This window comes from Thioclava sp. L04-15, from assembly GCF_002020275.1.
GTDB classification, from domain to species: Bacteria; Pseudomonadota; Alphaproteobacteria; order Rhodobacterales; family Rhodobacteraceae; genus Thioclava; species Thioclava marina.
The window spans coordinates 422,288-444,366 of record NZ_MPZW01000001.1; the positions used below are offsets into that span (position 1 = coordinate 422,288).

Consider the following 22,079-nt stretch of genomic DNA (forward strand, 5'->3'; position numbering starts at 1 on the left):
GTTAAGCGTCGTCAGGGCCGTGGCGGACGGTTGTCGTCACGGTCGAGGCGCTTGTCAAACCTTTGCGCGCCTTTCAACAGCCGCTCGGCAAAGGCGCGCCGCTCTTCGGGCGTCATCTCCTCGAGCCGCTCAAAGATCAGCGCCTCGCCGATATCCACCCGATCGATCGTGCGCGCCTTGTGCCGCGCAAGGATCTGCTCGACCTCCGCCCGGTTCCAGGGGTCAGCCTGAAGAGCAGCGATCAGCGCCGTCATATCCGTACGCGCGGCTTGGCGCATGTCACGAAAATCGCCGACACGTTCCTGTGCCGCCCGACGCAGAGCGTCGCGATCCTCGGGGCTGAGCGCTTCGGTGAACGCGCCGAGGCTCACATCGCCCACTACCGGACGCGGCGGATGGCGGTCATGGGCTACGAAGCCGCCGACAATCACCCCTGCCACCAGCAGGTTAAGCGTGACCGATCCGATCAACGCCCAGCGCAACCCACGGCATTTGCTGTTCTCGCTGCCTGCCATCAGAACCCTCCTTCATCGGCGAAGGCGAATACCTCTGCCTCGGGCATCAGGTTGACCGTGCCGAGGCTTTCGGTCGTGCTGCCGTAAAGCGAGGCGAAGCTTGCCATGTCTTCGGCGCCGACGAAACCGATCCAGACCCCGGTGAGCGCCGCTGTGACCAGACCGCCCATCGGCGCCCAGCCCCCGAACGCACCGCGCAGCGCCTCCCAGATCCCGCCGAGAACGCCCGCCCCCTCATCGCCCGACGCAATCGTCGGCGCGGCGAACCCCGCCTGTACCCTTTCGGCATCCGCCATCACCCGTGCGAGGAAATCCGCTCCCGGCTCGGGCGCCTGCACGCGCGCCTCGGCGAAAAACGCCTCGAGCAGCGCCTCTTCGCTCTGATCATCTGTCTCGCGATAGACCCGTTTGTCACTCATCGCCAAACCCCAATTCTTCCCGCCGCCCCGCAAGGAGCTTGCCCAGAGCGCGCTTTCCGCGCGCTGTCAGACTTTCTACGGCCTCTACCCCGGTTTCCATCGCTGCGGCGATTTCGGGATTGGACAAACCGTCAATATGTCGCAGCGTGACCGCGATCCTCTGCCGCTCCGGCAGCTCGGCCAGCGCCGTCTCGAGCGCCGCGACACGGTCACGCGCCATCAGATCATCAAGCACCGAGGCCCTGTCGTCGGCCACCTCGGGCGCCTCGTCGAGTCCGACACCGCGCCGTTTGCGCAATCTGTCAGTCGCGAGATTGGCCACCACGCGATAGAGCCAGGTCGAGACTTTCGCCTCACCGGCGCGCCACTCGGGTGCTATCCTCCACAGCCGGAGCAACGCCTCCTGTGCCACGTCCTCGGCCTCGGCCCCATCGCGCAGATAGCGAAAGGCAAGCCGATAGGCCAAGGGGCCCATCCGCAGCGTCAATGCACGCGCCGCAGACGGGTCGCCTTGCGCATAGAGCTCCAGAAGAGCCTCGTCGGAAGCTTCGGTCATCGCATCCAGCGCCATTGTCTCTCCGCCAAACGCCTATCGCGGTCGGGCCGCGGGTGCAATTCGGCAATGGGCCGAGGCGTGCCTGTCGCGCCCCGGCCCCTGCTCCGCGCGATCAGTTCCCGCCGTTTTGCTGCTGGGCGCCCGGGCCATTACCCGGCACCATCGGACCGTTGCCCATCGGACCGTTACCGACCGGCCCCTGACCCACCGGACCGTTGCCCATCGGTCCCTGACCCATCGGAGCATTGCCCATCGGACCCTGGCCCTGGCCCATCATCCGGCCGTAACCGTCGCGATCGCCCGTGCGGTTCATCCAGCAACCGCCATCGCGGCCGCCCATCTTCGCCATACGGCCCTGACCATCGCGATCGCCCATTCGGCCATGCCAGTCGTGGCCATCCTTGTAGCCGCGTCCATCACGATCACCGAAGCGCTGCATCATCTTGCGCGCCATCTGCATTTCGTCTGCACTCAGTGCACCGTCGCCATTGCGGTCGAGGCGGGAGAACATCTGCGTCGGCATCGGCCGGTCAATCAACTCAGCGGCCGAAAGCTGGCCATCGCCATTGACGTCCTGCGAGGCGAAACGCGCCTTCACACGGGTCTCGATCAGGGCCTTCGTCTTGGCGAGTTCGGCGTTGACCAGTTCCTCTTCCGAGATCAGCCCGTCGCCATTGGCGTCGAGGGCCTTGGCATCGGCCTCCCGCTTGGCCTGAATTTCCTCGAGGGTGATCTGACCGTCGTCATTGGAATCGAACACGGTGATATCGAAGCCGAAGCCGTCGCGCATCCCGTCGCGGTCACCCATCATGCCCATCATCGGAATGCCAGTGCCCGGACCTGCGGTCTGCGCCACGGCGGGCAAAGTAAAGGCAAGGCCGGTTCCGGCCAGAAGGGCGGCAATAACGGTCTGCCTGCTGAACAGTTTCATCTCTTTACTCCTCATAACTTTTCCCGGACGCGCGTTGCGCCGTCGATATCTACCAAACGGGAAGCATCCGGTTTTCCGTCGCGCGGATTGCCGCCTCACGCAGCCGTGATCGACAAGCCTCCCTTTCCAAGCCCCGCCTTCCCCGCCATACTGCGCCGCGACGGCGCGCCCGAGAGGCGCGCAAAGGGGAGAGGCGCGATGTATTCAGACGAGGCTTTTCACGACGATCGACCGCTGGGCCGGTCGATCCTGCGCGGACTGACCTGTCGGTGTCCGGCCTGCGGCAAGGGCCGCATCTTGCACAGCTACCTCAAGGTACGCGAAACCTGTCCGAGTTGCGGCGAAGACCTCTCGCATCAGCGCGCCGATGACGGGCCGGCCTATCTCACGATCCTGATCGTCGGGCACCTGATGATCCCGCTGATGGCCGCCTATTTCATCGCATTCCGGCCAGAGCCCTGGCAGATGATCGCCCTGTTCGGGACCGGCTCGATCCTGCTCTCGGCACTGCTCCTGCCCTTGATGAAGGGGATGCTCGTCGGCATTCAGTGGTCGCGGCGGATGCATGGCTTCGGCGAGGGCGAAATCGCGCATGACTGAAACGAAAACCCCGGTGGACAAGACCGCTCTGCGTGATGCGGCAAGTGTAATCGTGCTGCGGCGCGATGCAGATGACGCGCCCCGGGTCTTGATGGGGCAGCGCGGGGCGGGGGCAGCCTTCATGCCATCGAAATACGTCTTCCCGGGCGGCGCACTCGATGCAGACGACTGGCAGGTGCCGCTCGCCGCGCCGCTTCCCCAACCCGATGCTGCGCGCCTCGAAGAGGATGCGCCACACGGGATCGCGGGGGCGCTGGCTGCGGCTGCGCTGCGCGAGCTTTGGGAGGAAACCGGGCTCATTCTTGGTCAACGCGCAGGCTGGCCCGGTTCTGTTCCAACGGACTGGCAGGGCTTTGCCAATCTCGGCTTTGCTCCTTCGGCCGCCGACTTGCGTTTCGTGTTTCGCGCGATCACGCCGCCCGGACGGCCGCGCCGGTTCGACGCCCGCTTTTTCCTGATCGACGCGGGCGCGATCCATGGAGATCTCGATGATTTCTCGCGCGCCTGCGACGAGCTTTCGCATCTACACTGGGTGCCGCTGCCGGAGGCGCGCGCACTCAACCTGCCCTTCATCACCGAGGTCGTTCTGGCCGAAATCGCAGCGCTGATCACAACCCGGCACGCGCGCGGAGCGCCCCATTCGGTGCCGTTTTTCGACAATCGCGGACCGCGTTCGGAGTTCCGCCGGATCGGGCTCTAGCGCCCCGCCAGAACGATCACGATCAGCGAAACGACCACAAGCGCAATGCCAATGCCTTCGCGCTTGTGAAGCTTTTCGCGAAAGACCAGCGCCGAGACGAGCAGCGTGAACACGATCTCGACCTGCCCCAAGGCCCGTACGAAAGCCGCATTTTGCAGCGAAAAAGCGGTAAACCAGCCAGCCGACCCCATGACGCCAGTGATCCCGACGAGCACCGTGCGCCGCCACGCGCCGAAGACGCGGGTCAGTTCTCCGGGTTCGCGCAGCCGCAGATAGAGCCCCATCCCGATCGACTGGGCAAAGGTGGTGCAGGCAAGCGCCACAATGGCACGGCCGAAGAAGCCCATAGGTTCGAGTTCCAGCGTCGCACCGCGATAGAAGATCGACGACAGCCCGAAGAGCGCGCCCGCCCCGATGCCGTAGAGGGCCGCGCGCGGATTGAATTGTCCCTCGGGTGGCTTGGTCAGGAACAGCACCCCAGCCATTCCGATCACGATGCCGACCCAGCCCAGCGGCCCCACCGTTTCGCTCAGGATGACAGCCGAGAAAAGCGCGACCTGCACGGTTTCGGTCTTCGTGAAGGCGACACCCACGGCGAAGTTGCGCAAGCCGAACAGCGCGACCGTCAGGAATGTTGCAGCAACCTGCCCCGCGCCGCCCGCGAGCGTGAAGCCCCAGAAGGCCAAGCTCAGATCAGGCCAGGGCGTGCCGGTCGCGGCAAGAAAGCCCAGCGCCGTCGCCGCTGCGAGCGGAAACCCGAAAAGAAAACGCGAGAAAGTCGCCCCGCCCACCGAAAGCTGCGCCCCGGCAAGGAGCTTCTGGAGCATGAAGCGCACCGTCTGCACGGCAGCGGCAAAGAGCGTCACCCATATCCACAGATGGGTGGGCGCTTCGGTCACGGCTGCATCCTTGCCAGATCGTAGCCGTTGAAATCGAGAACCTCGCGGGCCGCCTTCAGCAGATCGGGACGTGCCGGCGTCTGGCGCGACAAGATCAAGCCCCAGCTGCCCGAAGGCGTGCCGAGCGCCGCGATCCGATAGTCGTAGTCAACCCAGAGAACCCAGATCGGCTCGCCGCCATAGCTCGCGCGACCGATCATCCGCCCTCCCGGCCCGGTCAGCACGATCCGGTCATCGAGCTGTGCGGTCGCGCCGGTGCAATCGGTGCCCTTCACCTGATAGGCAGCCTTGCCGTCCCACGCCCAGCTCTGCGCGCCCGAACAGCCTGGCACACCGCTCTGGACGACATGCCATTGTCCAGCAAAACGTGCCGGATCAAACAGAGCCGCCGACGAGATAAGACCTTTGGGGTCGCGCAGCGGCGCGGGCTTCTCGGGCACGCAAGCCGCAAGCGCCAACGCGGCGATCAGAGCCGCGATTACTGCACGCATGTCTGCATCGGGAAGCCCGCCTCTGTCAGAACCTCATTGCAGCCCAGAAGCGGGGTCACCGGCGCGCAGGTTCGCGAACGCGCGAGGCAAGCGCCCTCGCAATCGCTGCTCGCGCGGCACGCCTTCCCTGCATCCTTGGTCACCCTCTGGCAGATCCAGCCGCCATTGTTCTCGACCCAGTTGCCACCGCGCGCGACGCATTCGAACTTCTCGGCATCCTGCTTTTCCTGACCCACGAGCGGCAGATCGCCGCCCTCTGGCCCCGAGGGTTTGCAGGCGGCAAGCGCAAGCGACGCGAGAAGGATGAGGGCCGGGGCGCGCATCAGAAGGGCATCGGGTGGTGTTGGTGGATCACCGCGATCTTGTCGAGGAGTTCCTTGGGCAATTCCATCCCGGCCGCGTCGAGATTGGGCTTGAGCTGCTCGACCGAGGTGGCCCCCACGATCGGGATCACCGGGAAGGGTCGGCTCATCACCCATGCGATCGCCATCGTCACCGGGTCGAGACCGGCCTCTTTCGCAAGCCCGGTATAGACATCGGCCACATCGAAGGCGCGCGGATTGGCCCGCCCGCCGAGGTTGTGAACCAGCGCGCGGCGCGTGCCTTCGGGGATCACGTCCCCCGAATACTTGGCCGTCAGGATGCCCGCGGCGAGCGGCGAATAGGCCAGCAGCGTGACCTGCTCGTGATAGCCAAGCTCGCCCAGATCGAGATCGTAATAGCGGCACATCAGCGAATATTCATTCTGGATCGCCTGCACCCGCGGCCCCTTGCCCGCCTCGGCCAGATCGAGCCATTGCGCGGTGCCCCAGGCGGTCTCGTTCGACAGGCCAAACTCGCGGATCTTGCCTTCCTTCTGCAACTCGGCGAGCGTCTCGAGACAGGCGCTCATGTCGTCACGCACCTGCGCCTTGGAGGGCTGTTTCGACGGGTCCCACCGCCAGGTCTTGCGGAAATGGTAGGAGCCGCGATTGGGCCAGTGGAACTGGTAGAGATCGACGTAATCGGTTTGCAGGCGGCGCAGCGAGGCCTCGATCGCCTGCCGTATACGGGAGGGCGAAATCTCAGGGCCGCCGGGGATCGCGTTCGACCCCTCGCCGGTGATCTTCGTCGCGATCACCAGGTCGTCGCGCTTGCCACGCTTGGCCAGGTAGGTCCCCACGATTTCCTCGGTCCGGCCTGCCGTCTCGGCCTTGACCGGGTTGACCGGGTACATCTCGGCCGTGTCGAGGAAGTTCACCCCGCGATCGAGCGCGAGATCGATCTGGGCATGACCCTCGGCCTCGGTGTTCTGACTGCCCCAGGTCATCGTGCCAAGGCAGATCTCGGACACCATGATCCCGCTTTGGCCAAGTTCGAGCTTGCGCATTCCCGCGCCCCCTTTTCGAATGTGAAGTTGAACGGACCCTGCCACCGGGGTCCGGTAAGGTAAAGGCACCTGCCCTTGTTCGGGCTTACTCGACCTTGTCGATCAGATCGCCATAGCCCTCGGCCTCCATCTCCTCGAGCGGAATGAAGCGCAGCGAAGCGGAGTTGATGCAATAGCGCAGACCGCCCTGATCGCGCGGCCCATCGGGGAAAACGTGGCCCAGATGGCTGTCGCCATGTTTCGAGCGCACCTCGACCCGCGTCATGCCGTGGGTGGTATCGGTCAGCTCGACGATATGGTCATCAAAAAGAGGGCGGGTGAAGGAAGGCCAGCCGCAGCCGGATTCGTATTTCGTCGAGGAGGCGAAAAGCGGCTCTCCCGACACCACGTCGACGTAAATCCCTTTCGCCTTGTTCTCGGTATACTCCCCCGTCCAGGGGCGCTCGGTGCCGTTTTGCTGCGTGACGCGATATTGCTCGGGGGTGAGCTGCGCGAGTGCGGCGTCGGTTTTCTGCCATTTGCTCATCATCGGTCTCCCTTTCGCGACTGATCTAGGAGGCAGGACGCGTGTGAAAAGCCCCGCGACGCGGTTTTACAGGTTCTGGCCGACGGGGTGGCTCTGTTATTCTCACGCAAGGTGCAAGCTCGGCGGGCAGCCTGCCTCCGGCGGGGATATTTGAAGCAATTGGAAAGGAGACGCGATGAGCGAAGACCGGTATCTGATCCGCGCGAATGAGATCGCGGCGATGGAAGGGCTCTCGAAGGCGCATTTCCTCAACCCGAACGCGCGGCGGATCAACAAGTCGCTCGGCGACGCGACCGGGCTGACGGGGATCGGGTTTCACATCATCGAGGTCGCGCCGGGCTGCGAGACGACCGAGTTTCATCGCCATTACCACGAGGACGAGGCGATCTTCGTGCTCGCGGGTCAGGCGACGGCGCGGATCGGGGAGACGAGGACGCAGATCGGGCCGGGCGATTTCATCGGCTACCGCGCGGGCGGAGAGGCGCACACGATCGAGAATACCGGAAGCGCGGTACTGCGGCTGATCGTGGTCGGGCAGCGCCTGCCGCATGACGTGGGCGACTACCCCGACAAGGGCAAGCGGATTTACCGCAACGCGGGCATGGCGTGGCAGCTGGTTGATATCAGCGCGGTGGAAGAGGTGACGGCGGGCGCGAAGCAATAAGCGCCCGTCCGCGTCACGCGTTGAACAGGAAGTGCAGGACGTCGCCGTCCTTGACCTCGTAGGTTTTGCCCTCGACGCGGAACTTGCCCGCTTCCTTCGCACCCGCCTCGCCCTTGTTCGCGACGTAATCGTCGAAAGCGATGGTCTCGGCACGGATGAAGCCACGCTCGAAGTCACCATGGATCACGCCTGCCGCCGCCGGGGCCAGCGTTCCCTTGCGGATCGTCCAGGCGCGGGCTTCTTTCGGGCCGACGGTGAAATAGGTCTGCAGGCCGAGAAGGTCGTAGCCCGCGCGGATCAGGCGGTCGAGACCAGCCTCTTCCAGACCCATCTCTTCGAGGAACATCGAGGCTTCCTCGGCGTCGAGCTGCGAGATTTCCTCTTCGATCTTGGCCGAGATCACCACCGTGCCCGCGCCCTGCTCGGCCGCCATCTTGGCGACGGCTTCCGATTTCGCGTTGCCGGTGGAGGCAGAGCTTTCCTCGACATTGCAGACATAAAGGACGGGCTTCGCGGTCAGCAGTTGCAGCATGTTCCACGCCTTGCGGTCGTCATCGGAGACTTCCACGGTGCGCGCGGGGCGGCCCGCTTCAAGCGCCTCTTTCGCCTGCTCGAGAAGGCGCATTGCCTCTTTCGCTTCCTTGTCGCCGGATTTGACCTTGCGCGCGAGGTTCGCGATCCGCTTCTCGAGGCTTTCGAGATCGGCGATCATCAGCTCGGTCTCGATGGTCTCGGCATCGGCCACCGGATCGACCCGGCCTTCGACGTGCGTCACGTCGCCATCCTCGAAGCAGCGCAACACATGGGCGATGGCATCGACCTCGCGGATATTGGCGAGGAACTGGTTGCCGAGGCCCTCGCCCTTGGACGCGCCTTTCACCAGACCCGCGATATCGACGAAGGTCATGCGGGTCGGGATGATCTCTTTGGAGCCCGCGATGGCGGCGAGCTGGTCGAGCCGTTCATCGGGCACGGCCACTTCGCCCACATTGGGCTCGATGGTGCAGAAGGGGAAATTCGCCGCCTGCGCGGCCGCCGTCTTGGTCAGCGCGTTGAAGAGGGTCGATTTGCCTACATTCGGCAGACCCACGATACCCATCTTGAAACCCATTTCGCCCTCCTGATTGCGGCTTCGCGCTTCATAGGGACAAGGGCACGCCCGCGCAAGCCACGCTGCGCACCCGATCCGGGAGGCCACGGCGCGTCTGAGCAAGCTTTGCCGCGAGGCATTGATTTTCCCGCCTTCATCGCGCAAACCGCTTCGGGACCACCCGGAGGGACGCCATGACTCGCATCGACGCCAAATTCGCCAGCCTCAAGGCCGAGGGCAAGAAAGCCTTCGTCTCCTATATCATGGCGGGCGACCCGGATCTGGAAACCTCGCTCGAGGTGATGAAGGGTCTGCCGGGCGCGGGCGTGGACATCATCGAACTGGGTGTACCCTTCACCGATCCGATGGCCGACGGCCCGACGATCCAGCTTGCGGGCCAGCGCGCGCTCGATGGCGGGCAGACCTTGCAGAAGACGCTCGACATGGCCGCCGAGTTTCGCAAGACCGACGACACGACGCCGATCGTGCTGATGGGCTATTACAATCCGATCTACAATCGCGGCGTGGACAAGTTCCTCGTGGACGCCATGGCCGCCGGGATCGACGGGCTGATCGTGGTGGACCTGCCGCCTGAAGAAGATGTGGAGCTGTGCATCCCAGCGCGCGATGCCGGGATCAACTTCATCCGTCTTGCGACGCCCACCACCGATGACAAGCGCCTGCCGAAGGTCCTGCAGAACACCTCCGGGTTCGTCTATTACGTCTCGGTCACGGGGATCACCGGAAGCCAGGCGGCACAGGCAACCGAGGTCGGCCCCGAGGTCGCGCGGATCAAGGCGCAGACCGATCTGCCGGTGATCGTGGGCTTCGGCATCAACACGCCCGAAGCCGCGAAGACCATCGCGAGCGTGGCGGATGGTTGCGTTGTCGGCTCGGCCATCGTGAAGGAAATCGCGGATGGCAAGCCGGTGGCAGAGGTGCTGGACTTCGTGTCTGGTCTCGCGGGCGGCGCACATTCGGCCTGAGGCCTGCCTGACGCGCCGAAGCCCTGTCCTCAGGGCTTCATGCGATAGCCGGTGCGCAGCCAATACCAGCCCAGACCCAGCACCAGAACGAGCGCGGCGCAGATCACTGCGAGCCCGTGCCAGGGCGACGCATCGGACACGCCCAGAAAACCGAAACGCGCCATGTCGATCAGGTAGAAGACCGGGTTGTAATGGGTCAGGATCTGGAAAGCGGGCGGCAGCGCCTTGGCCGAATAGAAGGTGCCTGACAGGAACGACAGCGGCGTGATGATGAAATTGGTAATCGCCGCCATCTGGTCGAATTTGTCGGCGAAGACTGCGGCGAGGATCCCAAGGCCTCCAAGGAACGCCGCGCCAAGGATGACGGCGGCGAGCGCCCACATCGGATGCGCGATCCCCTGCCCCAGCACCACGAACAGCCCCAGCCAGATCACCACCGCCACGATCAGCGCGCGCGCCACCGCCCCGGTCAGATAGCCCACCAAGATCTCCCACGGTGCAAGCGGCGGCATCAGCGTGTCGACGATATTGCCCTGAACCTTCGCGATGACGATCGAGCTGGAGGTATTGGCAAACGCGTTCTGGATCACCGTCATCATCAGGATGCCCGGCGCGATGAAATGCAGGAAATCCACGCCCATCACATCGGCGCGGTTGCGCCCGAAAGCCAATGCGAAGACGGTCAGGAACAGCCCTGCGGTGATCAGCGGCGCAAGCACCGTCTGCTGCCAGACAGCCAGAAACCGGCGGATTTCGCGCCAGCCCAGCATCCGCAGACCCATCCAGTTCACTGCGCCGAAGCGGCGCACGCCCATCTCATACATCGTCATCTCCCCAATCTTCCCGCCCCTACCACCGCACGGGCGCGAGCTCAACGCCGCCAGCGCACAAGGGGTTTCATCTTCGGGCAGAGGCAGTGTGCCGCGCGCACCAACCCTTGAAATGCAAGGGCTGCGATTGTATCTGTGCGCTCTCCCGTTAGAATGCGGGTCGATCGAGGGTGCCTGCCGCACCTGGTGGCAGGAAACAAGGAAAGGATGCCCATGTCCTGGACCGATGAACGCGTCGAGTTGCTCAAGAAGATGTGGACCGAAGGCCAATCGGCCAGCCAGATCGCGAAGGAGCTCGGCGGCGTCACGCGCAATGCGGTGATCGGCAAGGTGCACCGCCTTGGCCTTTCGAACCGTGCCGGCGGCGCGGCCGAACCCGCGAAGCCCGAACCCAAGGCGAAGCCCGAGAAAGTCGAGGCAAAGGCCGAAAAGCCCGCAGTCCAGCCCGCGGCCGAAGCTCCCGAGCCCAAACCGGCCGCGAAACCTGCGGCACCCGTTCAGGCCGCGGCTCCGGCCACGACGCCTGCGCGCAAGGCGATCATCCCCGCCGGTCAACCGCTGCCGCCGCAGCCCTCGGCCAACGAGATCGACCCCGCCGCGCTCGCGAAGGTCGGCGAGATCGAAAAGCATTCGAAGAAGCTGAGCCTGATGGAGCTGACCGAGCGCACCTGCAAATGGCCGATCGGCGACCCGGCGACCGAGGATTTCTGGTTCTGCGGCCTGCCGAGCCAGGCAGGCAAGCCCTATTGCGAGGCCCATGTCGGCGTCGCCTTCCAGCCGATGAGCGCGCGCCGTGACCGTCGCCGCTGAGACTTGCTGAAAGGCGGAAATGACAAAGGGCGCCCGAGGGCGCCCTTCGTGTTTTCTGGCAGCCTCATACCTCAGAACCGGCGGGTCCAACCGATCGAGGCGGAGAACTGCTTCATCTCCAGTTCGACCTCGCTGCCTTCCGGGAAGAGGAAGGACGGTCCCTTGACCTTGTGCGGCAGCACGTAGTTCACGGCGAAATCGAGCGTGTCGTTGTCGTTGAGCTTCTTCGCACCACCGAAGCTGATGTGATGTTCCACAACTCCCGGCGCGAGCACGCCCAGGACGACATCTTCGGGGCCAATCGGGTTGGTCGCATGGGCGTAGCCGAAGCGCCAGGTCATGTCCGGGCTCTGCTGCCATTCCGCACCAATGCGGATCACGTCGACATCATCCCAGCCGAAGCCCGCACCGCCCGAAGCCCCGAAGGGCAGCGCCGTATTCGGATTTCCGACCGCGCCGATCGCGCTGTAGAAAATCTTCTGGTAGTCGAGCATCACCGTCAGATCGCTGCGCGGCTTGAACGCCACACCCGCAGTGACCGATGCGGGAATATCGAACGACCCGTTGCCCTCGAAGAGGCCCGCATATTTGTCGAATTTCGACATCTTGAAGCGGGTCTGGCCCGACAGGCCGATCGTGACCTGCGGATTGATCTCGTATTTGATACCGGCGCGCAGGCCGATACCGGTCGAGAAATCATAGCCGTTGCCGGTGAGCTTGCCCGGCGTCGCGGTGTAGCCTTCCTGATCGAACATGTTCAGACCGCGCGCCGCGAAGCGCTGGACGGCGATGGTCGGGGCGATACCCCAGCTGAGATTGCCGTCCTTGCGGCCGTAACCCACCGAGGCGAAAAGCTGCATCAGATCCACGCCGGCCTTGCCCGCGCAGAAGATGCCATAACCGCCACCTTCGCCACAGTTGGGATTGACGACGGCCGGATAGCTCGTGTTCATGCCCCCGTTGCCATAGACCATGACGTTGAGCGCCCCGCCATTCGCGAGCGGACGGTTATAGCCGAAATTGGGGATCGGAAACCATTCATGGCCCGACTCGACCTTGCCCTCGGGAAGCGGCGGCGCCCCGGTTGCGGTGAAGCCGCGCCGCGGAGAGAACGCCTCGACACCAAAGGTCAGCTGATAACCGATATCGGCGATGTTCGCGGGGTTGATCGCCGCCGACATGGGGTCGACCGAATAGGCGACGCCGGCACCGCCGACGCCTCGTTGCGCAGGCCCGTAGGCGAGCGCGAAATATCCCTCGGTCGCGCTTGCAATCCCCGGCGCTCCAAGCGCCAGGCAAAGCGCAGCCGTTCCCGCAAAGCGGGTTAGGTTCTGATTCTTCATTACTTTCCTCCCTGGAGGCCGGCATCCCTTGCACCTGCGGGATCTCCCTTCCCGAAGTTGCGCCGACCGAGCCGTGCATAGACGGCTTCAGATATTCAACTTTAATTATGCGTAATCTTGCAAGCCTTTTTTCGGCGCGCCCCGAGATTTGCCGATGCAGGCTTTTCGTGGCCATCCGCGCAAGCTATATCGCGTCAATGAGCACGAACCCTCCGAACCTGCGCCCCGACCTGGCGCCCCGCGCCCGCATCACCGATGCCCCCCGTCCCGGACAGCCGGTGATCGGGATGGTTTCGCTTGGCTGCCCGAAAGCGCTTGTCGACAGCGAACGCATCCTGACGCGGCTGCGCGCCGAGGGCTACGCGATCTCGCCGGATTACGCAGGCGCGGATGCGGTGATCGTCAACACCTGTGGCTTTCTCGACAGCGCCAAAGCCGAGAGCCTCGAAGCGATCGGCGAGGCACTGAAGGAAAACGGCCGCGTCATCGTGACCGGCTGTCTCGGCGCCGAGCCCGACTACATCACTGGCGCGCACCCCTCGGTGCTGGCGGTGACGGGCCCGCATCAATATGAACAGGTGCTTGATGCCGTGCATGGCGCGGTGCCGCCCGATCCCGATCCTTTCGTGGATCTGCTGCCGGCGGCGGGGGTGAAACTGACCCCGCGCCATTACAGCTATCTGAAGATTTCCGAGGGCTGCAATCACCACTGCAAGTTCTGCATCATCCCCGACATGCGCGGGCGCCTTGTCAGTCGCCCCGCCCATGCGGTCGTGCGCGAGGCCGAGAAGCTCGTCGACGCGGGCGTGCGAGAATTGCTGGTGATCTCTCAGGACACCTCGGCCTATGGCGTCGATCTCAAACATGCGGAAGAGCGCGGCCACCGCGCCCACATCACCGATCTTGCACGCGACCTCGGATCGCTTGGCGCGTGGGTGCGGCTGCATTACGTCTATCCCTACCCCCATGTGCGCAACCTGATCCCGCTGATGGCGGAAGCGCATGAGAACGGCGGCGGCGTGCTGCCCTATCTGGACATCCCCTTCCAGCACGCGCACCCCGACACGCTCAAGCGCATGGCACGACCCGCCGCCAGTGCGAAGACCCTCGACGAGATCGCGGCATGGCGTGCGACGTGCCCCGACATCACGCTGCGCTCGACTTTCATCGTCGGCTATCCCGGCGAGACCGAGGACGAGTTCCAATACCTGCTCGACTGGATGGACGAGGCGCAGCTCGATCGCGTCGGCTGCTTCCAGTATGAAAATGTCGAGGGCGCGCGCTCGAACGCGCTGCCCGATCATGTGCCCGATGAGGTAAAGCAGGACCGCTGGGATCGCTTCATGCAGAAGGCGCAGGCGATTTCCGAGGCGAAGCTGCAAGCCAAGGTCGGCACCATCCAGCAGGTGATCGTGGATGAGATCGACGAGGAAGGCGCGACCTGCCGCACCAAGGCGGACGCGCCCGAGATCGACGGCAATCTCTTCATCGACGAAGGGTTCGAGGCCCTCTCGCCCGGTGATATCGTGACGGTCGAGGTCGACGAGGCCTCGGAATACGATCTCTGGGGGAGGCTCGTTTGATCCGCATTCTCGCCGCGCTGACGTTCCTCCTGCCCGCTTCGGCACAGGCCAATGGCTGCTATATCAATGACGGGCTGGGCTGGGTGATCGCGAAAGCGACCTCGCAGCAGCGGCAGGTCAACGGGCTCGGGCCGGTCGAGATGGACCCGCGCCTCATCCTCACGGCCGAGGCGCAGGCCTGCGACATGGCGCAGAAGGGCTTTTTCGATCACACGGGCTCGGACGGCTCGACGGTGATGATCCGGGCCAAGCGCGAAGGCTATCGCGCCTGCCTGATCGCCGAGAATATCGCGATGGGCCAGCGCAACCCGCGCGTGACCTTCGACGACTGGATGAAATCGCCCGGCCATCGCCGCAACATCCTTCTGCGCGACGTGACCCAGATCGGCGTCGCCGTCGTGCCCAAGCGCGGCGGCAACGGGCCGTGGTATGTGATGGTGCTCGCGCGTCCCTGCGACTGAGTCGCATGTCGCCTCAGGTCAGCCCCTCGGTGTCGATATGCACCACCGCCCCGCAATGCTTGCAGTGGATTGCGTCGGCATCATGCAGGCTCAGCCCGCATTTCTTGCACTCATAGCGCACTTTCGAGGGCCGGAAGAGCACCTGCGCGAGCCGCAAGAACAGCGTCACTCCGAAGATCATGATCGCGACCGAGATCATCCGGCCCCATTCGCCTTTCGGCGTGATATCCCCGAAACCCGTAGTGGTCAGCGTGGTCACGGTGAAATAGAGCGCATCGGCATAGTTGTTGATCTGAGGATTGATCCGCACCTGCGTCGCATAGATCAGCCCCGTCATCACGAAGAGGAACACGCCGAGATTGATCCCCGCGATCACCACGTCCTCGTGGCGGCGGAAGAAGGCAAAGTCGCGCCGCATCCGCGCCAGCAGCTGATAGGTGCGCAACAGCCGCAAGGTGCGCAGGATCCGCAGGAAGCCCAGTCCTTCGCCGGTGATCGGCGCCAGGAAGGAAATGATCGCGATGATGTCGGCCCAGGTCGCGGGACGCGCCCAGAAGCGGAACTTCTCGTCCGAGATGGCGTAGCGCGCGGCGAAATCGGTGACGATCACCACACCGATCAGCGCATCGACAACCTCGATCCAGATCGTGTGCTGGAAAAAGGACGTGATGATCACGAAAGCAATCGTCACGAGGTCGAAGATCAGCAGCCCGTATCGAAACGCATGCGCGCGCGGCGTGTCGGCTTCGTAGAGATGGTGCAGGCGCTTGATCATCGAAATTCCCCAAGTCTTGCTCAGGGATACAGGCTTTCGTCTGGCTGTCAAAGTATGCAAGAAGCGGCTCCCTTGCGGGGGCCGCCTCTGCATGGGTCGGACATGGATAAGATCGCGGATCTCACTTCACCACGACGGGGACGAAAGTCAGTCGACCACCCGGCGCGGAGCTGCCTTGCGCGGCTACCAGCTTCGCGGTCTCGTAATCATCGTGGCGCACCGCTTGCGCGATCTGTTCGAGCTGTACGACCGTATAGGCCTTCGGGTTCAGCCCCAGCTCGGCTGCGAGCTGCGCCTTGCCCTGATTGGTCGCACCGACACCCGGACCGCCAGGCAGGCGGTCTTCACGGCTGCGGTAGTAAGTGACCGTGCTCGGATCCCCTTTGCGTGCGGCTTGCAGCATGTTTTGCAGCTCCGCCACGGTGTATTTCGTCGGGTCGACATTGTGCAGCCCCGGGAACGTTTGAAGTTCGGCCGCGATCTGGGTCTTGCCCTGGTTCGTTGCCCCGGGCGCCATCGGACCTGAAGCGGGCGAGCTCACCGACATCGGAGCGGCAATCACGCCCTGACCGGAGTCATGGGTAGAGTAAGAAAAACCAGCGGCCGAAGCGATCCCGGAGGAACCGGCGACCAAGGTGGCAGCTGCGATGGCAGTGGTGAAAAGATTGCGGGTCATGATGACCTCCTAACTCATCAAATAGTTTATCTGTCTGGCGCCGTTCGGGCGTCGATGAGGGTCATTTAAGTGTTCAATAGAGCGAGCAAAGGCCGTTAGGGACCTGAGGTCTGTTCGTCTCCGCGCATATTCCCCGGGAACCGGATTTTGCGTCGCACCAATCACATCCATTTGACTTCAAATCGAAAAAACCAAGACGGCCCTCCTGCTGGAGGGCCGTCTCTCGCAACTGGAATGTGGTGCGATCAGTTCGTGATTACCGGATAAACACGATGTAGCCACGGGGGGCCGGGTCACCGTGGGTCGCCACGAAATTCGCGGCGTCCATATGCCCGCGTTGCACGTCGTTCTGCATCCGCTCGAGCTGACCGACAGTGTAATTGCCAGGATCCACGCCGAGCTGCGCGGCAAGTTGCGACTTGCCCTGATCGGTCGCGCCGATCCCCGGACCGCCCGGCATCAGGTTCTCATGATTGGCGAAATAGAGCGCGACATCCATCCGGCCGCGACGCGCGGCGTGCAGCATGTTGGTCAGCTCCGCGACGGTATAATCGCTCGCCCGGATGCCGCGAAACTGCGGGAAGGTCTGAAGCTCGGCCGCGATCTGGGTCTTGCCCTGATTGGTCCAGCCGATGCCCGGACCGCCCGAGGACTGGGCGACAGTGCCCATGGGCGCGATGATCACACCTTGTGAAGCGCCGGGCGTGCCGGCGTCACGCGCAGCGGCGGCACCAACAGAGCTGACGGTCACCCCGAGGGCGGCGAGAAGTGCAAGAAGCGGTTTGCGTGTCATGACAATCTCCTTTCATGACATTCGGTTTGAAAATGACTTTCGGCGCTAAGCGTCGTCGGTGGTGTTGACGTGGTCACGTTCCGACCTGCGAAAAGGACATCAATTAGCCTGCAGGTTGCGATCCCACGCACATAACTCGAGGGAACCCGGCCCAAATCCGGGCCACTCAAATGGCATTCGGACAAGGCCCAGCGAAAACCTCACTGAAAACACGGGGAAAAAACGAAGCGGCCCTCACAAGGAGGGCCGCTCGCGCGCGTTTCAATTTGTGGGGACTTAGCTATCGCGGCCCATCACGGGTTGCGGAGCCACGTCAACCGGCTTGCGGTTCTGGTGCGAAATCACGAAATTCGCCGCCTCGACTTCATTGTCATAGAGCGCCGACTGGATGCGGGCGAGCTCGGCCGAGGTGTATTTTGCGGGGTCCAGACCCAGCTGAGCGGCGAGCTGCGCCTTGCCCGGAGTGACTTCGCCGACCGAAGAGCCGGTGCTCGTGCTGTAGGATTTCGACATCGACGGCGCGATGGAACCCTGACCGTCGCCACCTGCGGCGGCGAAGCTGGTGCTCAGGGCAAGGGCGGCGATGGCGGTGCTGATGATCGTTTTCATTCTCTCTCTCCAATGATGAAGCTTTTTTCGATGTATCTGCGGGAGATCGGCGACAGGGGAGGCGTCGGTCCCGCGATGAGGATGATTTAGGATCGTTCGCCCGTGCAGTGTATTGGATAATTTAGACATCGACTTGCGCAAATATGCACATTGAAATCCGTCGAAGCCACGACACAAACCGCGCGCACCTGCCTTGCGGCCCGCGAGCCCTTTCCCTGCCGCCCCTTTCCGACTAGAAGGCCCCGAAACCCTTATTTTCCGAGAGGTCGACCATGGCGTCCTATCAATATGTCTATCACATGGATGGTGTCTCGAAGACCTATCCGGGCGGCAAGAAATGCTTCGAGAACATCCGCCTGTCCTTCCTCCCCGGCGTCAAGATCGGCGTCGTGGGCGTCAACGGCGCGGGTAAATCGACGCTGCTGCGCATCATGGCGGGCATCGACAAGGATTTCTCGGGCGAGGCCTGGGCCGCGAAAGGCGCGAAAGTCGGCTATCTGCCGCAGGAGCCCGTGCTCGACCCCGCGCTGAACGTGCGCGGCAACGTCATGGAAGGCGTGGCCGCGAAGAAAGCCAAGCTCGACCGCTTCAACGAACTCGCGATGAACTACTCGGACGAGACCGCCGATGAGATGGCGCAGCTTCAGGACGAGATCGACTCGGAAAACCTCTGGGATCTCGACAGCCAGGTGGACGTGGCGATGGAAGCCCTGCGCTGCCCGCCCGACGAGGCCGATGTCGAAACCCTCTCGGGCGGTGAGCGCCGCCGGGTGGCGCTGTGCAAGCTGCTGCTCGAAGCGCCCGACATGCTGCTGCTCGACGAACCGACCAACCACCTCGACGCGGAAACCATCGCCTGGCTGCAAAAGCACCTGATCGACTACAAGGGCACGATCCTCTGCGTCACGCACGACCGTTACTTCCTCGACGACATCACCTCGTGGATCCTCGAACTCGAGCGCGGCCGCGGCATTCCCTACGAGGGCAACTACTCGAGCTGGCTCGAGCAGAAGGCCAAGCGCCTCGAGCAGGAAGCCCGCGAGGACAAGGCCAAGCAGAAGGTCCTCGAGAAGGAACTTCAGTGGATCCGCGCCGGTGCCAAGGCCCGTCAGGCGAAATCCAAGGCCCGTATCTCGGCCTATGAGAAGATGGCGGACCAGTCCGAGCGCGAGCGCGTCGGCAAGGCCCAGATCATCATCCCGAACGGCCCGCGTCTGGGCGGCAAGGTGATCGAGGTCGAGGGCCTGTCGAAGCATTACGGCGACAAGCAACTGATCGAGAACCTGAGCTTCTCGATCCCGCCGGGCGCCATCGTCGGCGTGATCGGCCCGAACGGCGCCGGTAAATCCACGCTCTTCAAGATGATCACCGGGCAGGACACGCCCGATAGTGGCACCGTCACGCTGGGCGACACGGTGAAGCTGGCCTATGTCGACCAGTCGCGCGATGCGCTCGACCCGAACAAGACCGTCTGGGAGGAAATCTCTGGCGGGGCCGAGCTGATCGAGCTGGGCGACGCGCAGGTGAACTCCCGCGCCTATTGCGGCGCGTTCAACTTCAAGGGCGGCGACCAGCAGAAGAAAGTGGGCCTGCTCTCGGGTGGTGAGCGCAACCGCGTCCACATGGCGAAACTGCTGAAAGAGGGCGGCAACGTGCTGCTGCTCGACGAACCGACCAACGATCTGGACGTCGAAACCCTGCAGGCGCTGGAAGCCGCGATCGAGGATTTCGCCGGCAACGCGATCATCATCTCGCACGACCGCTTCTTCCTCGACCGCCTCTGCACCCACATCCTCGCTTTCGAGGGCGAGGCCCATGTGGAATTCTTCGAGGGCAACTTCGAGGATTACGAGGAAGACAAGATCCGCCGCCTCGGCCCTGATGCCGTGGAGCCGAAGCGGGTGAAGTATAAGAAGTTCAGCCGGTAAGATAATTTAAGTTGCAGTCAACCTAGTCCGTCTCGATGATAGCGAGGCGGACTTTTCTTTATGGGAGCAGCAATGTCCGGCAATGACAATGATTTCGTAAGAATGGGACTTATTGAGCGTCTAGCAACGACGCTTGGCAATTACGCTTCTTCAAACTTTGGAGCACGATTTTACAGCGACGATTACCTTGAGGGGCTAGTAAAGATCCGCCTAGCCAACGACCACAAACTTAGCCGAATTATCGTAAGCGTAATATTGGCAACACTTGGCGTCACTTTCTTTCAGCAAGTTTCTGGAAACATCAGTCTTTGGGGCCTTTCTCTACCCTTGCCTGCTTATGGCGTTTACCTTTTCTGCTTATACCTTGCGAGCTCGCTCTTTGTCCTGACTGCGACCTTTATTGACTCAATCATCATTGATCGGCTTTTGAACAGGCTTGGACAACGGCAAGGGATATACCAATTTCAGCTGCTGACACTCTCATTCGGGGTGAGCAACCTTTGGTCGATTGCTTTCACTCCCACCTACTTCGGCCCGCGGTCCACTTGGGCACATAAGTTCTTGCATGGACTGTTCGCAGCATTGCTTCTCTCAACGTCTCTTGCATTATACGCTTTTCCCGCAATCATCCTATTAAATAAGGTTCTTGAAAAAAATTGGAGCGAACTGCCCATCTTTGCCGTCTTCATGCTTCTGATGAGTTCGCTGCTACTGCTTACCACCCTCGTGCTTGGTCTAGCATTTCTCCTACGATTCAGGTTTAACTCGGCCCTATTGCCAGAGCCCGCAGACCCATTCATTCCAGAAAACTGGAAAGAACTCGGAGACCCCCGCGCCTTCGATCCTCTGGACGACGACGAACAAGGCTAGCCCCCGACCAAAACCACACACCCCTCCCCCATCTGACCTCGCCGTTCACACCCCGCCTTCCCCCTCCCTCCTGAGCCATCTATAGTGGTTCCCAAGGGACAAGACACAAGACAAGGCGGGGACAGCGAAGTGGCGCATATCATCGTGATGGGCAACGAAAAGGGTGGCTCGGGCAAGTCCACCACCTCGATGCATGTGGCGACCGCTCTGGCGCGGATGGGCTGGAAAGTGGGCGCGCTCGATCTCGATCTGCGCCAGCGCAGCTTCGGGCGTTATGTCGAAAACCGCCTCGCTTTCATGGATCGCGAGGGACTCGACCTGCCCACTCCGGATTATCGCGAGCTGCCCGAGGTGGATGCGGCGACGCTGGCGCCGGGAGAGAACCCCTATGACCATCGCCTGTCCACCGCCGTGGCCGAGATGGAGCCCTCGTGCGATTTCATCCTGATCGACTGCCCCGGCTCGCATACGCGCCTGAGCCAGGTCGCGCATTCGCTGGCCGATACGTTGGTCACGCCGCTCAATGACAGTTTCATCGATTTCGACCTTCTGGCGCGGATCGACCCGGTGACCTCGAAGGTGATCGGCCCCTCGATCTATTCCGAGATGGTCTGGTCGGCCCGGCAGCTGCGCGCCAAGGCGGGGCTCAAGCCGATCGACTGGGTGGTGCTGCGCAACCGCGTGGGCGCCCAGCAGATGCACAACAAGCGCAAGGTGGGCGCAGCGCTGGAGCAGCTTTCCAAGCGCATCGGTTTCCGCGTGGCGCCGGGTTTCTCCGAGCGCGTGATCTTCCGCGAGCTGTTCCCGCGCGGGCTGACCTTGCTGGACCTGAAGGATCTGGGCGTCGAGAACCTCAACATCTCGAACGTGGCCGCACGTCAGGAACTGCGCGACCTGATGAAAGAGCTCGACCTGCCGGGCGTCACGATCGACTTCTGAGCGCGCACAGCCGCTCTGTGCCACCTCTGGAAACGCAGAACGCCCGGGCGATTGCCCGGGCGTCTTGTTTGCGCGCTTGCGGTCTGGGGAGGAGAGCGGCGCTCAGACAGCGCGCGGCAACTGGGTGAAGGGCGAGACATGCTGGCGCTGCCTCTTGAGCTCGGGCAACGAACGCAAGGCATCGTATCGTGCGTCGAGAACATCATCGCGACGCTTGCTGAACAGCTTGAAGATCGAAACGAAGGTGCGGGGCATCTTTGGCTCCTGGGGGTCTGTTGCTTGCCGTCAAACACAACCTGACGGTGAATTATGGCCGGTAAATGGCGCTTGTGAGGAATGTGCGAGGCCAAGTCGCGGCGGCAGCGTGCCTGTTGAAAACCGCCGAACAATGAGCCGCCGAAGGCTTTATTTTCCAAGCAAATATGCGGGAATCGCGGCCGGCATCTGCAGGCGGGAGACACAGGCGCGCGACCATCTATCGACGTAGCGAGACGTCATCAGAGCACACGCATAAGGTGTGAACCCGATCAGGGCCAACCGACACGATTTAAGATGTTGGGAAATGGCGGACCCGGAGCGATTCGAACGCCCGACCCCTTGATTCGTAGTCAAGTGCTCTATCCAGCTGAGCTACGGGTCCGCTTGTGGGGGGCGATTTAGCCCCCGGGGCTGGCCATTGCAAGGGCAAAACGCGACCTATTTCGGAAATTTGCCGA

General features: G+C 63.0%; 27 protein-coding genes and 1 tRNA gene. 10 read left to right on the plus strand and 18 right to left on the minus strand.

The window, feature by feature from the left end; all coding sequences use genetic code 11:
* Positions 1–11: 11 nt before the first annotated feature.
* From BMI90_RS02100 to BMI90_RS19045, 4 genes are all read right to left on the minus strand, one after another.
* A complete protein-coding gene (locus BMI90_RS02100) occupies positions 12–515 on the minus strand; it encodes a periplasmic heavy metal sensor (RefSeq protein ID WP_078525455.1) in 504 nt (167 codons plus the stop codon).
* Positions 515–934 carry a hypothetical protein gene (locus tag BMI90_RS02105; RefSeq protein ID WP_146671188.1) on the minus strand — a complete coding sequence of 140 codons (420 nt, stop codon included), beginning with the start codon at positions 932–934 and terminating at the stop codon, positions 515–517. The genes BMI90_RS02100 and BMI90_RS02105 overlap by 1 nt, the downstream gene beginning before the upstream one ends.
* Positions 927–1,505, minus strand: coding sequence for an RNA polymerase sigma factor (locus tag BMI90_RS02110; RefSeq protein ID WP_078525459.1), 579 nt, complete (start codon positions 1,503–1,505; stop codon positions 927–929). Before BMI90_RS02110 ends, BMI90_RS02105 begins: the two co-directional genes overlap by 8 nt.
* 97 nt (positions 1,506–1,602) lie before the next feature.
* The gene (locus BMI90_RS19045) at positions 1,603–2,421 is read right to left on the minus strand and encodes a hypothetical protein (RefSeq protein WP_168172707.1); all 819 of its coding nucleotides are present in this window, start codon (positions 2,419–2,421) and stop codon (positions 1,603–1,605) included.
* Positions 2,422–2,619: 198 nt separating this feature from the next.
* Between BMI90_RS19045 and BMI90_RS02120 the strand changes: the two genes are divergently transcribed.
* Complete coding sequence (locus tag BMI90_RS02120) at positions 2,620–3,021, plus strand: DUF983 domain-containing protein (protein WP_078525463.1); 402 nt, start codon at positions 2,620–2,622, stop codon at positions 3,019–3,021.
* Entirely contained in the window at positions 3,014–3,721 is a 708-nt protein-coding gene (locus tag BMI90_RS02125) for an NUDIX hydrolase (protein ID WP_078525465.1), read from the plus strand. The genes BMI90_RS02120 and BMI90_RS02125 overlap by 8 nt, the downstream gene beginning before the upstream one ends.
* Here BMI90_RS02125 and BMI90_RS02130 read toward each other — a convergent pair.
* From BMI90_RS02130 to msrB, 5 genes are all read right to left on the minus strand, one after another.
* Entirely contained in the window at positions 3,718–4,620 is a 903-nt protein-coding gene (locus BMI90_RS02130) for a DMT family transporter (protein ID WP_245794957.1), read from the minus strand. The two genes, BMI90_RS02125 and BMI90_RS02130, sit on opposite strands and share 4 nt — an antisense overlap.
* Entirely contained in the window at positions 4,617–5,111 is a 495-nt protein-coding gene (locus BMI90_RS02135; protein WP_078525467.1) for a lipocalin family protein, read from the minus strand. The genes BMI90_RS02130 and BMI90_RS02135 overlap by 4 nt, the downstream gene beginning before the upstream one ends.
* Positions 5,099–5,434 (minus strand): hypothetical protein, encoded by a 336-nt coding sequence (locus BMI90_RS02140; protein ID WP_078525469.1) that lies wholly within the window; start codon positions 5,432–5,434, stop codon positions 5,099–5,101. Before BMI90_RS02140 ends, BMI90_RS02135 begins: the two co-directional genes overlap by 13 nt.
* A complete protein-coding gene (locus BMI90_RS02145; protein ID WP_078525471.1) occupies positions 5,434–6,480 on the minus strand; it encodes an aldo/keto reductase in 1,047 nt (348 codons plus the stop codon). Before BMI90_RS02145 ends, BMI90_RS02140 begins: the two co-directional genes overlap by 1 nt.
* Before the next feature lie 85 nt (positions 6,481–6,565).
* Entirely contained in the window at positions 6,566–7,006 is a 441-nt protein-coding gene (msrB, locus tag BMI90_RS02150; protein WP_078525473.1) for a peptide-methionine (R)-S-oxide reductase MsrB, read from the minus strand.
* Between the two features lie 175 nt (positions 7,007–7,181).
* Between msrB and BMI90_RS02155 the strand changes: the two genes are divergently transcribed.
* On the plus strand, positions 7,182–7,670 hold the full coding sequence (locus BMI90_RS02155) for a cupin domain-containing protein (protein WP_078525475.1): 489 nt from the start codon (positions 7,182–7,184) through the stop codon (positions 7,668–7,670).
* A 13-nt stretch (positions 7,671–7,683) separates the two neighbouring features.
* Here BMI90_RS02155 and ychF read toward each other — a convergent pair whose 3' ends face one another.
* Complete coding sequence (ychF, locus tag BMI90_RS02160) at positions 7,684–8,781, minus strand: redox-regulated ATPase YchF (protein WP_078525477.1); 1,098 nt, start codon at positions 8,779–8,781, stop codon at positions 7,684–7,686.
* Between the two features lie 173 nt (positions 8,782–8,954).
* On the opposite strand from ychF, the gene trpA reads away from it, so the two are divergent.
* Positions 8,955–9,746: a tryptophan synthase subunit alpha gene (gene trpA, locus BMI90_RS02165; protein WP_078525479.1), complete on the plus strand. Its 792-nt coding sequence runs from the start codon at positions 8,955–8,957 to the stop codon at positions 9,744–9,746.
* A gap of 29 nt (positions 9,747–9,775) precedes the next feature.
* On the opposite strand, the gene BMI90_RS02170 is transcribed toward trpA, so the two are convergent.
* Positions 9,776–10,570 carry an ABC transporter permease gene (locus BMI90_RS02170; RefSeq protein WP_245795001.1) on the minus strand — a complete coding sequence of 265 codons (795 nt, stop codon included), beginning with the start codon at positions 10,568–10,570 and terminating at the stop codon, positions 9,776–9,778.
* 219 nt (positions 10,571–10,789) lie between these two features.
* On the opposite strand from BMI90_RS02170, the gene BMI90_RS02175 reads away from it, so the two are divergent.
* On the plus strand, positions 10,790–11,386 hold the full coding sequence (locus BMI90_RS02175; RefSeq protein ID WP_078525481.1) for a GcrA family cell cycle regulator: 597 nt from the start codon (positions 10,790–10,792) through the stop codon (positions 11,384–11,386).
* A 71-nt stretch (positions 11,387–11,457) separates the two neighbouring features.
* On the opposite strand, the gene BMI90_RS02180 is transcribed toward BMI90_RS02175, so the two are convergent.
* On the minus strand, positions 11,458–12,729 hold the full coding sequence (locus tag BMI90_RS02180; protein ID WP_078525483.1) for an outer membrane protein transport protein: 1,272 nt from the start codon (positions 12,727–12,729) through the stop codon (positions 11,458–11,460).
* Positions 12,730–12,926: 197 nt separating this feature from the next.
* On the opposite strand from BMI90_RS02180, the gene rimO reads away from it, so the two are divergent.
* Positions 12,927–14,312, plus strand: coding sequence for a 30S ribosomal protein S12 methylthiotransferase RimO (rimO, locus tag BMI90_RS02185; RefSeq protein WP_078525485.1), 1,386 nt, complete (start codon positions 12,927–12,929; stop codon positions 14,310–14,312).
* Complete coding sequence (locus BMI90_RS02190) at positions 14,309–14,773, plus strand: CAP domain-containing protein (RefSeq protein WP_078525487.1); 465 nt, start codon at positions 14,309–14,311, stop codon at positions 14,771–14,773. The genes rimO and BMI90_RS02190 overlap by 4 nt, the downstream gene beginning before the upstream one ends.
* A gap of 13 nt (positions 14,774–14,786) precedes the next feature.
* On the opposite strand, the gene BMI90_RS02195 is transcribed toward BMI90_RS02190, so the two are convergent.
* From BMI90_RS02195 to BMI90_RS02210, 4 genes are all read right to left on the minus strand, one after another.
* Positions 14,787–15,548, minus strand: coding sequence for a potassium channel family protein (locus tag BMI90_RS02195; protein WP_078525489.1), 762 nt, complete (start codon positions 15,546–15,548; stop codon positions 14,787–14,789).
* A gap of 121 nt (positions 15,549–15,669) precedes the next feature.
* Positions 15,670–16,224 (minus strand): hypothetical protein, encoded by a 555-nt coding sequence (locus BMI90_RS02200; protein ID WP_078525491.1) that lies wholly within the window; start codon positions 16,222–16,224, stop codon positions 15,670–15,672.
* 256 nt (positions 16,225–16,480) lie between these two features.
* Positions 16,481–17,017, minus strand: coding sequence for a hypothetical protein (locus BMI90_RS02205; protein ID WP_078525493.1), 537 nt, complete (start codon positions 17,015–17,017; stop codon positions 16,481–16,483).
* Positions 17,018–17,293: 276 nt separating this feature from the next.
* Positions 17,294–17,626 (minus strand): hypothetical protein, encoded by a 333-nt coding sequence (locus BMI90_RS02210; RefSeq protein WP_078525495.1) that lies wholly within the window; start codon positions 17,624–17,626, stop codon positions 17,294–17,296.
* Between the two features lie 272 nt (positions 17,627–17,898).
* Between BMI90_RS02210 and ettA the strand changes: the two genes are divergently transcribed.
* From ettA to BMI90_RS02225, 3 genes are all read left to right on the plus strand, one after another.
* Positions 17,899–19,554, plus strand: coding sequence for an energy-dependent translational throttle protein EttA (gene ettA / locus BMI90_RS02215; RefSeq protein ID WP_078525497.1), 1,656 nt, complete (start codon positions 17,899–17,901; stop codon positions 19,552–19,554).
* A 72-nt stretch (positions 19,555–19,626) separates the two neighbouring features.
* A complete protein-coding gene (locus BMI90_RS02220; RefSeq protein ID WP_078525499.1) occupies positions 19,627–20,424 on the plus strand; it encodes a hypothetical protein in 798 nt (265 codons plus the stop codon).
* A gap of 129 nt (positions 20,425–20,553) precedes the next feature.
* Complete coding sequence (locus BMI90_RS02225; RefSeq protein ID WP_078525501.1) at positions 20,554–21,363, plus strand: division plane positioning ATPase MipZ; 810 nt, start codon at positions 20,554–20,556, stop codon at positions 21,361–21,363.
* Positions 21,364–21,465: 102 nt separating this feature from the next.
* Here the strand turns inward: BMI90_RS02225 and BMI90_RS18690 are convergent, their stop codons facing one another.
* A complete protein-coding gene (locus BMI90_RS18690; RefSeq protein ID WP_158521689.1) occupies positions 21,466–21,618 on the minus strand; it encodes a hypothetical protein in 153 nt (50 codons plus the stop codon).
* Between the two features lie 308 nt (positions 21,619–21,926).
* Positions 21,927–22,003: transfer RNA gene (locus BMI90_RS02230), tRNA-Arg, on the minus strand.
* Positions 22,004–22,079: the final 76 nt, after the last annotated feature.

Coding starts and splice junctions, on each gene's coding strand:
- ettA (WP_078525497.1), top strand. CDS start 17,899: ATGGCGTCCTATCAATATGTCTATCACATGGATGGTGTCTCGAAGACC.
- BMI90_RS02120 (WP_078525463.1), top strand. CDS start 2,620: ATGTATTCAGACGAGGCTTTTCACGACGATCGACCGCTGGGCCGGTCG.
- BMI90_RS02205 (WP_078525493.1), bottom strand. CDS start 17,017: ATGACACGCAAACCGCTTCTTGCACTTCTCGCCGCCCTCGGGGTGACC.
- BMI90_RS02200 (WP_078525491.1), bottom strand. CDS start 16,224: ATGACCCGCAATCTTTTCACCACTGCCATCGCAGCTGCCACCTTGGTC.
- BMI90_RS02195 (WP_078525489.1), bottom strand. CDS start 15,548: ATGATCAAGCGCCTGCACCATCTCTACGAAGCCGACACGCCGCGCGCG.
- BMI90_RS02135 (WP_078525467.1), bottom strand. CDS start 5,111: ATGCGTGCAGTAATCGCGGCTCTGATCGCCGCGTTGGCGCTTGCGGCT.
- BMI90_RS18690 (WP_158521689.1), bottom strand. CDS start 21,618: ATGCCCCGCACCTTCGTTTCGATCTTCAAGCTGTTCAGCAAGCGTCGC.
- BMI90_RS02100 (WP_078525455.1), bottom strand. CDS start 515: ATGGCAGGCAGCGAGAACAGCAAATGCCGTGGGTTGCGCTGGGCGTTG.
- ychF (WP_078525477.1), bottom strand. CDS start 8,781: ATGGGTTTCAAGATGGGTATCGTGGGTCTGCCGAATGTAGGCAAATCG.
- BMI90_RS02210 (WP_078525495.1), bottom strand. CDS start 17,626: ATGAAAACGATCATCAGCACCGCCATCGCCGCCCTTGCCCTGAGCACC.
- BMI90_RS19045 (WP_168172707.1), bottom strand. CDS start 2,421: ATGAAACTGTTCAGCAGGCAGACCGTTATTGCCGCCCTTCTGGCCGGA.
- BMI90_RS02180 (WP_078525483.1), bottom strand. CDS start 12,729: ATGAAGAATCAGAACCTAACCCGCTTTGCGGGAACGGCTGCGCTTTGC.
- BMI90_RS02170 (WP_245795001.1), bottom strand. CDS start 10,570: ATGTATGAGATGGGCGTGCGCCGCTTCGGCGCAGTGAACTGGATGGGT.
- trpA (WP_078525479.1), top strand. CDS start 8,955: ATGACTCGCATCGACGCCAAATTCGCCAGCCTCAAGGCCGAGGGCAAG.
- BMI90_RS02175 (WP_078525481.1), top strand. CDS start 10,790: ATGTCCTGGACCGATGAACGCGTCGAGTTGCTCAAGAAGATGTGGACC.
- rimO (WP_078525485.1), top strand. CDS start 12,927: ATGAGCACGAACCCTCCGAACCTGCGCCCCGACCTGGCGCCCCGCGCC.
- BMI90_RS02220 (WP_078525499.1), top strand. CDS start 19,627: ATGTCCGGCAATGACAATGATTTCGTAAGAATGGGACTTATTGAGCGT.
- BMI90_RS02125 (WP_078525465.1), top strand. CDS start 3,014: ATGACTGAAACGAAAACCCCGGTGGACAAGACCGCTCTGCGTGATGCG.
- BMI90_RS02140 (WP_078525469.1), bottom strand. CDS start 5,434: ATGCGCGCCCCGGCCCTCATCCTTCTCGCGTCGCTTGCGCTTGCCGCC.
- msrB (WP_078525473.1), bottom strand. CDS start 7,006: ATGAGCAAATGGCAGAAAACCGACGCCGCACTCGCGCAGCTCACCCCC.
- BMI90_RS02145 (WP_078525471.1), bottom strand. CDS start 6,480: ATGCGCAAGCTCGAACTTGGCCAAAGCGGGATCATGGTGTCCGAGATC.
- BMI90_RS02155 (WP_078525475.1), top strand. CDS start 7,182: ATGAGCGAAGACCGGTATCTGATCCGCGCGAATGAGATCGCGGCGATG.
- BMI90_RS02105 (WP_146671188.1), bottom strand. CDS start 934: ATGAGTGACAAACGGGTCTATCGCGAGACAGATGATCAGAGCGAAGAG.
- BMI90_RS02110 (WP_078525459.1), bottom strand. CDS start 1,505: ATGGCGCTGGATGCGATGACCGAAGCTTCCGACGAGGCTCTTCTGGAG.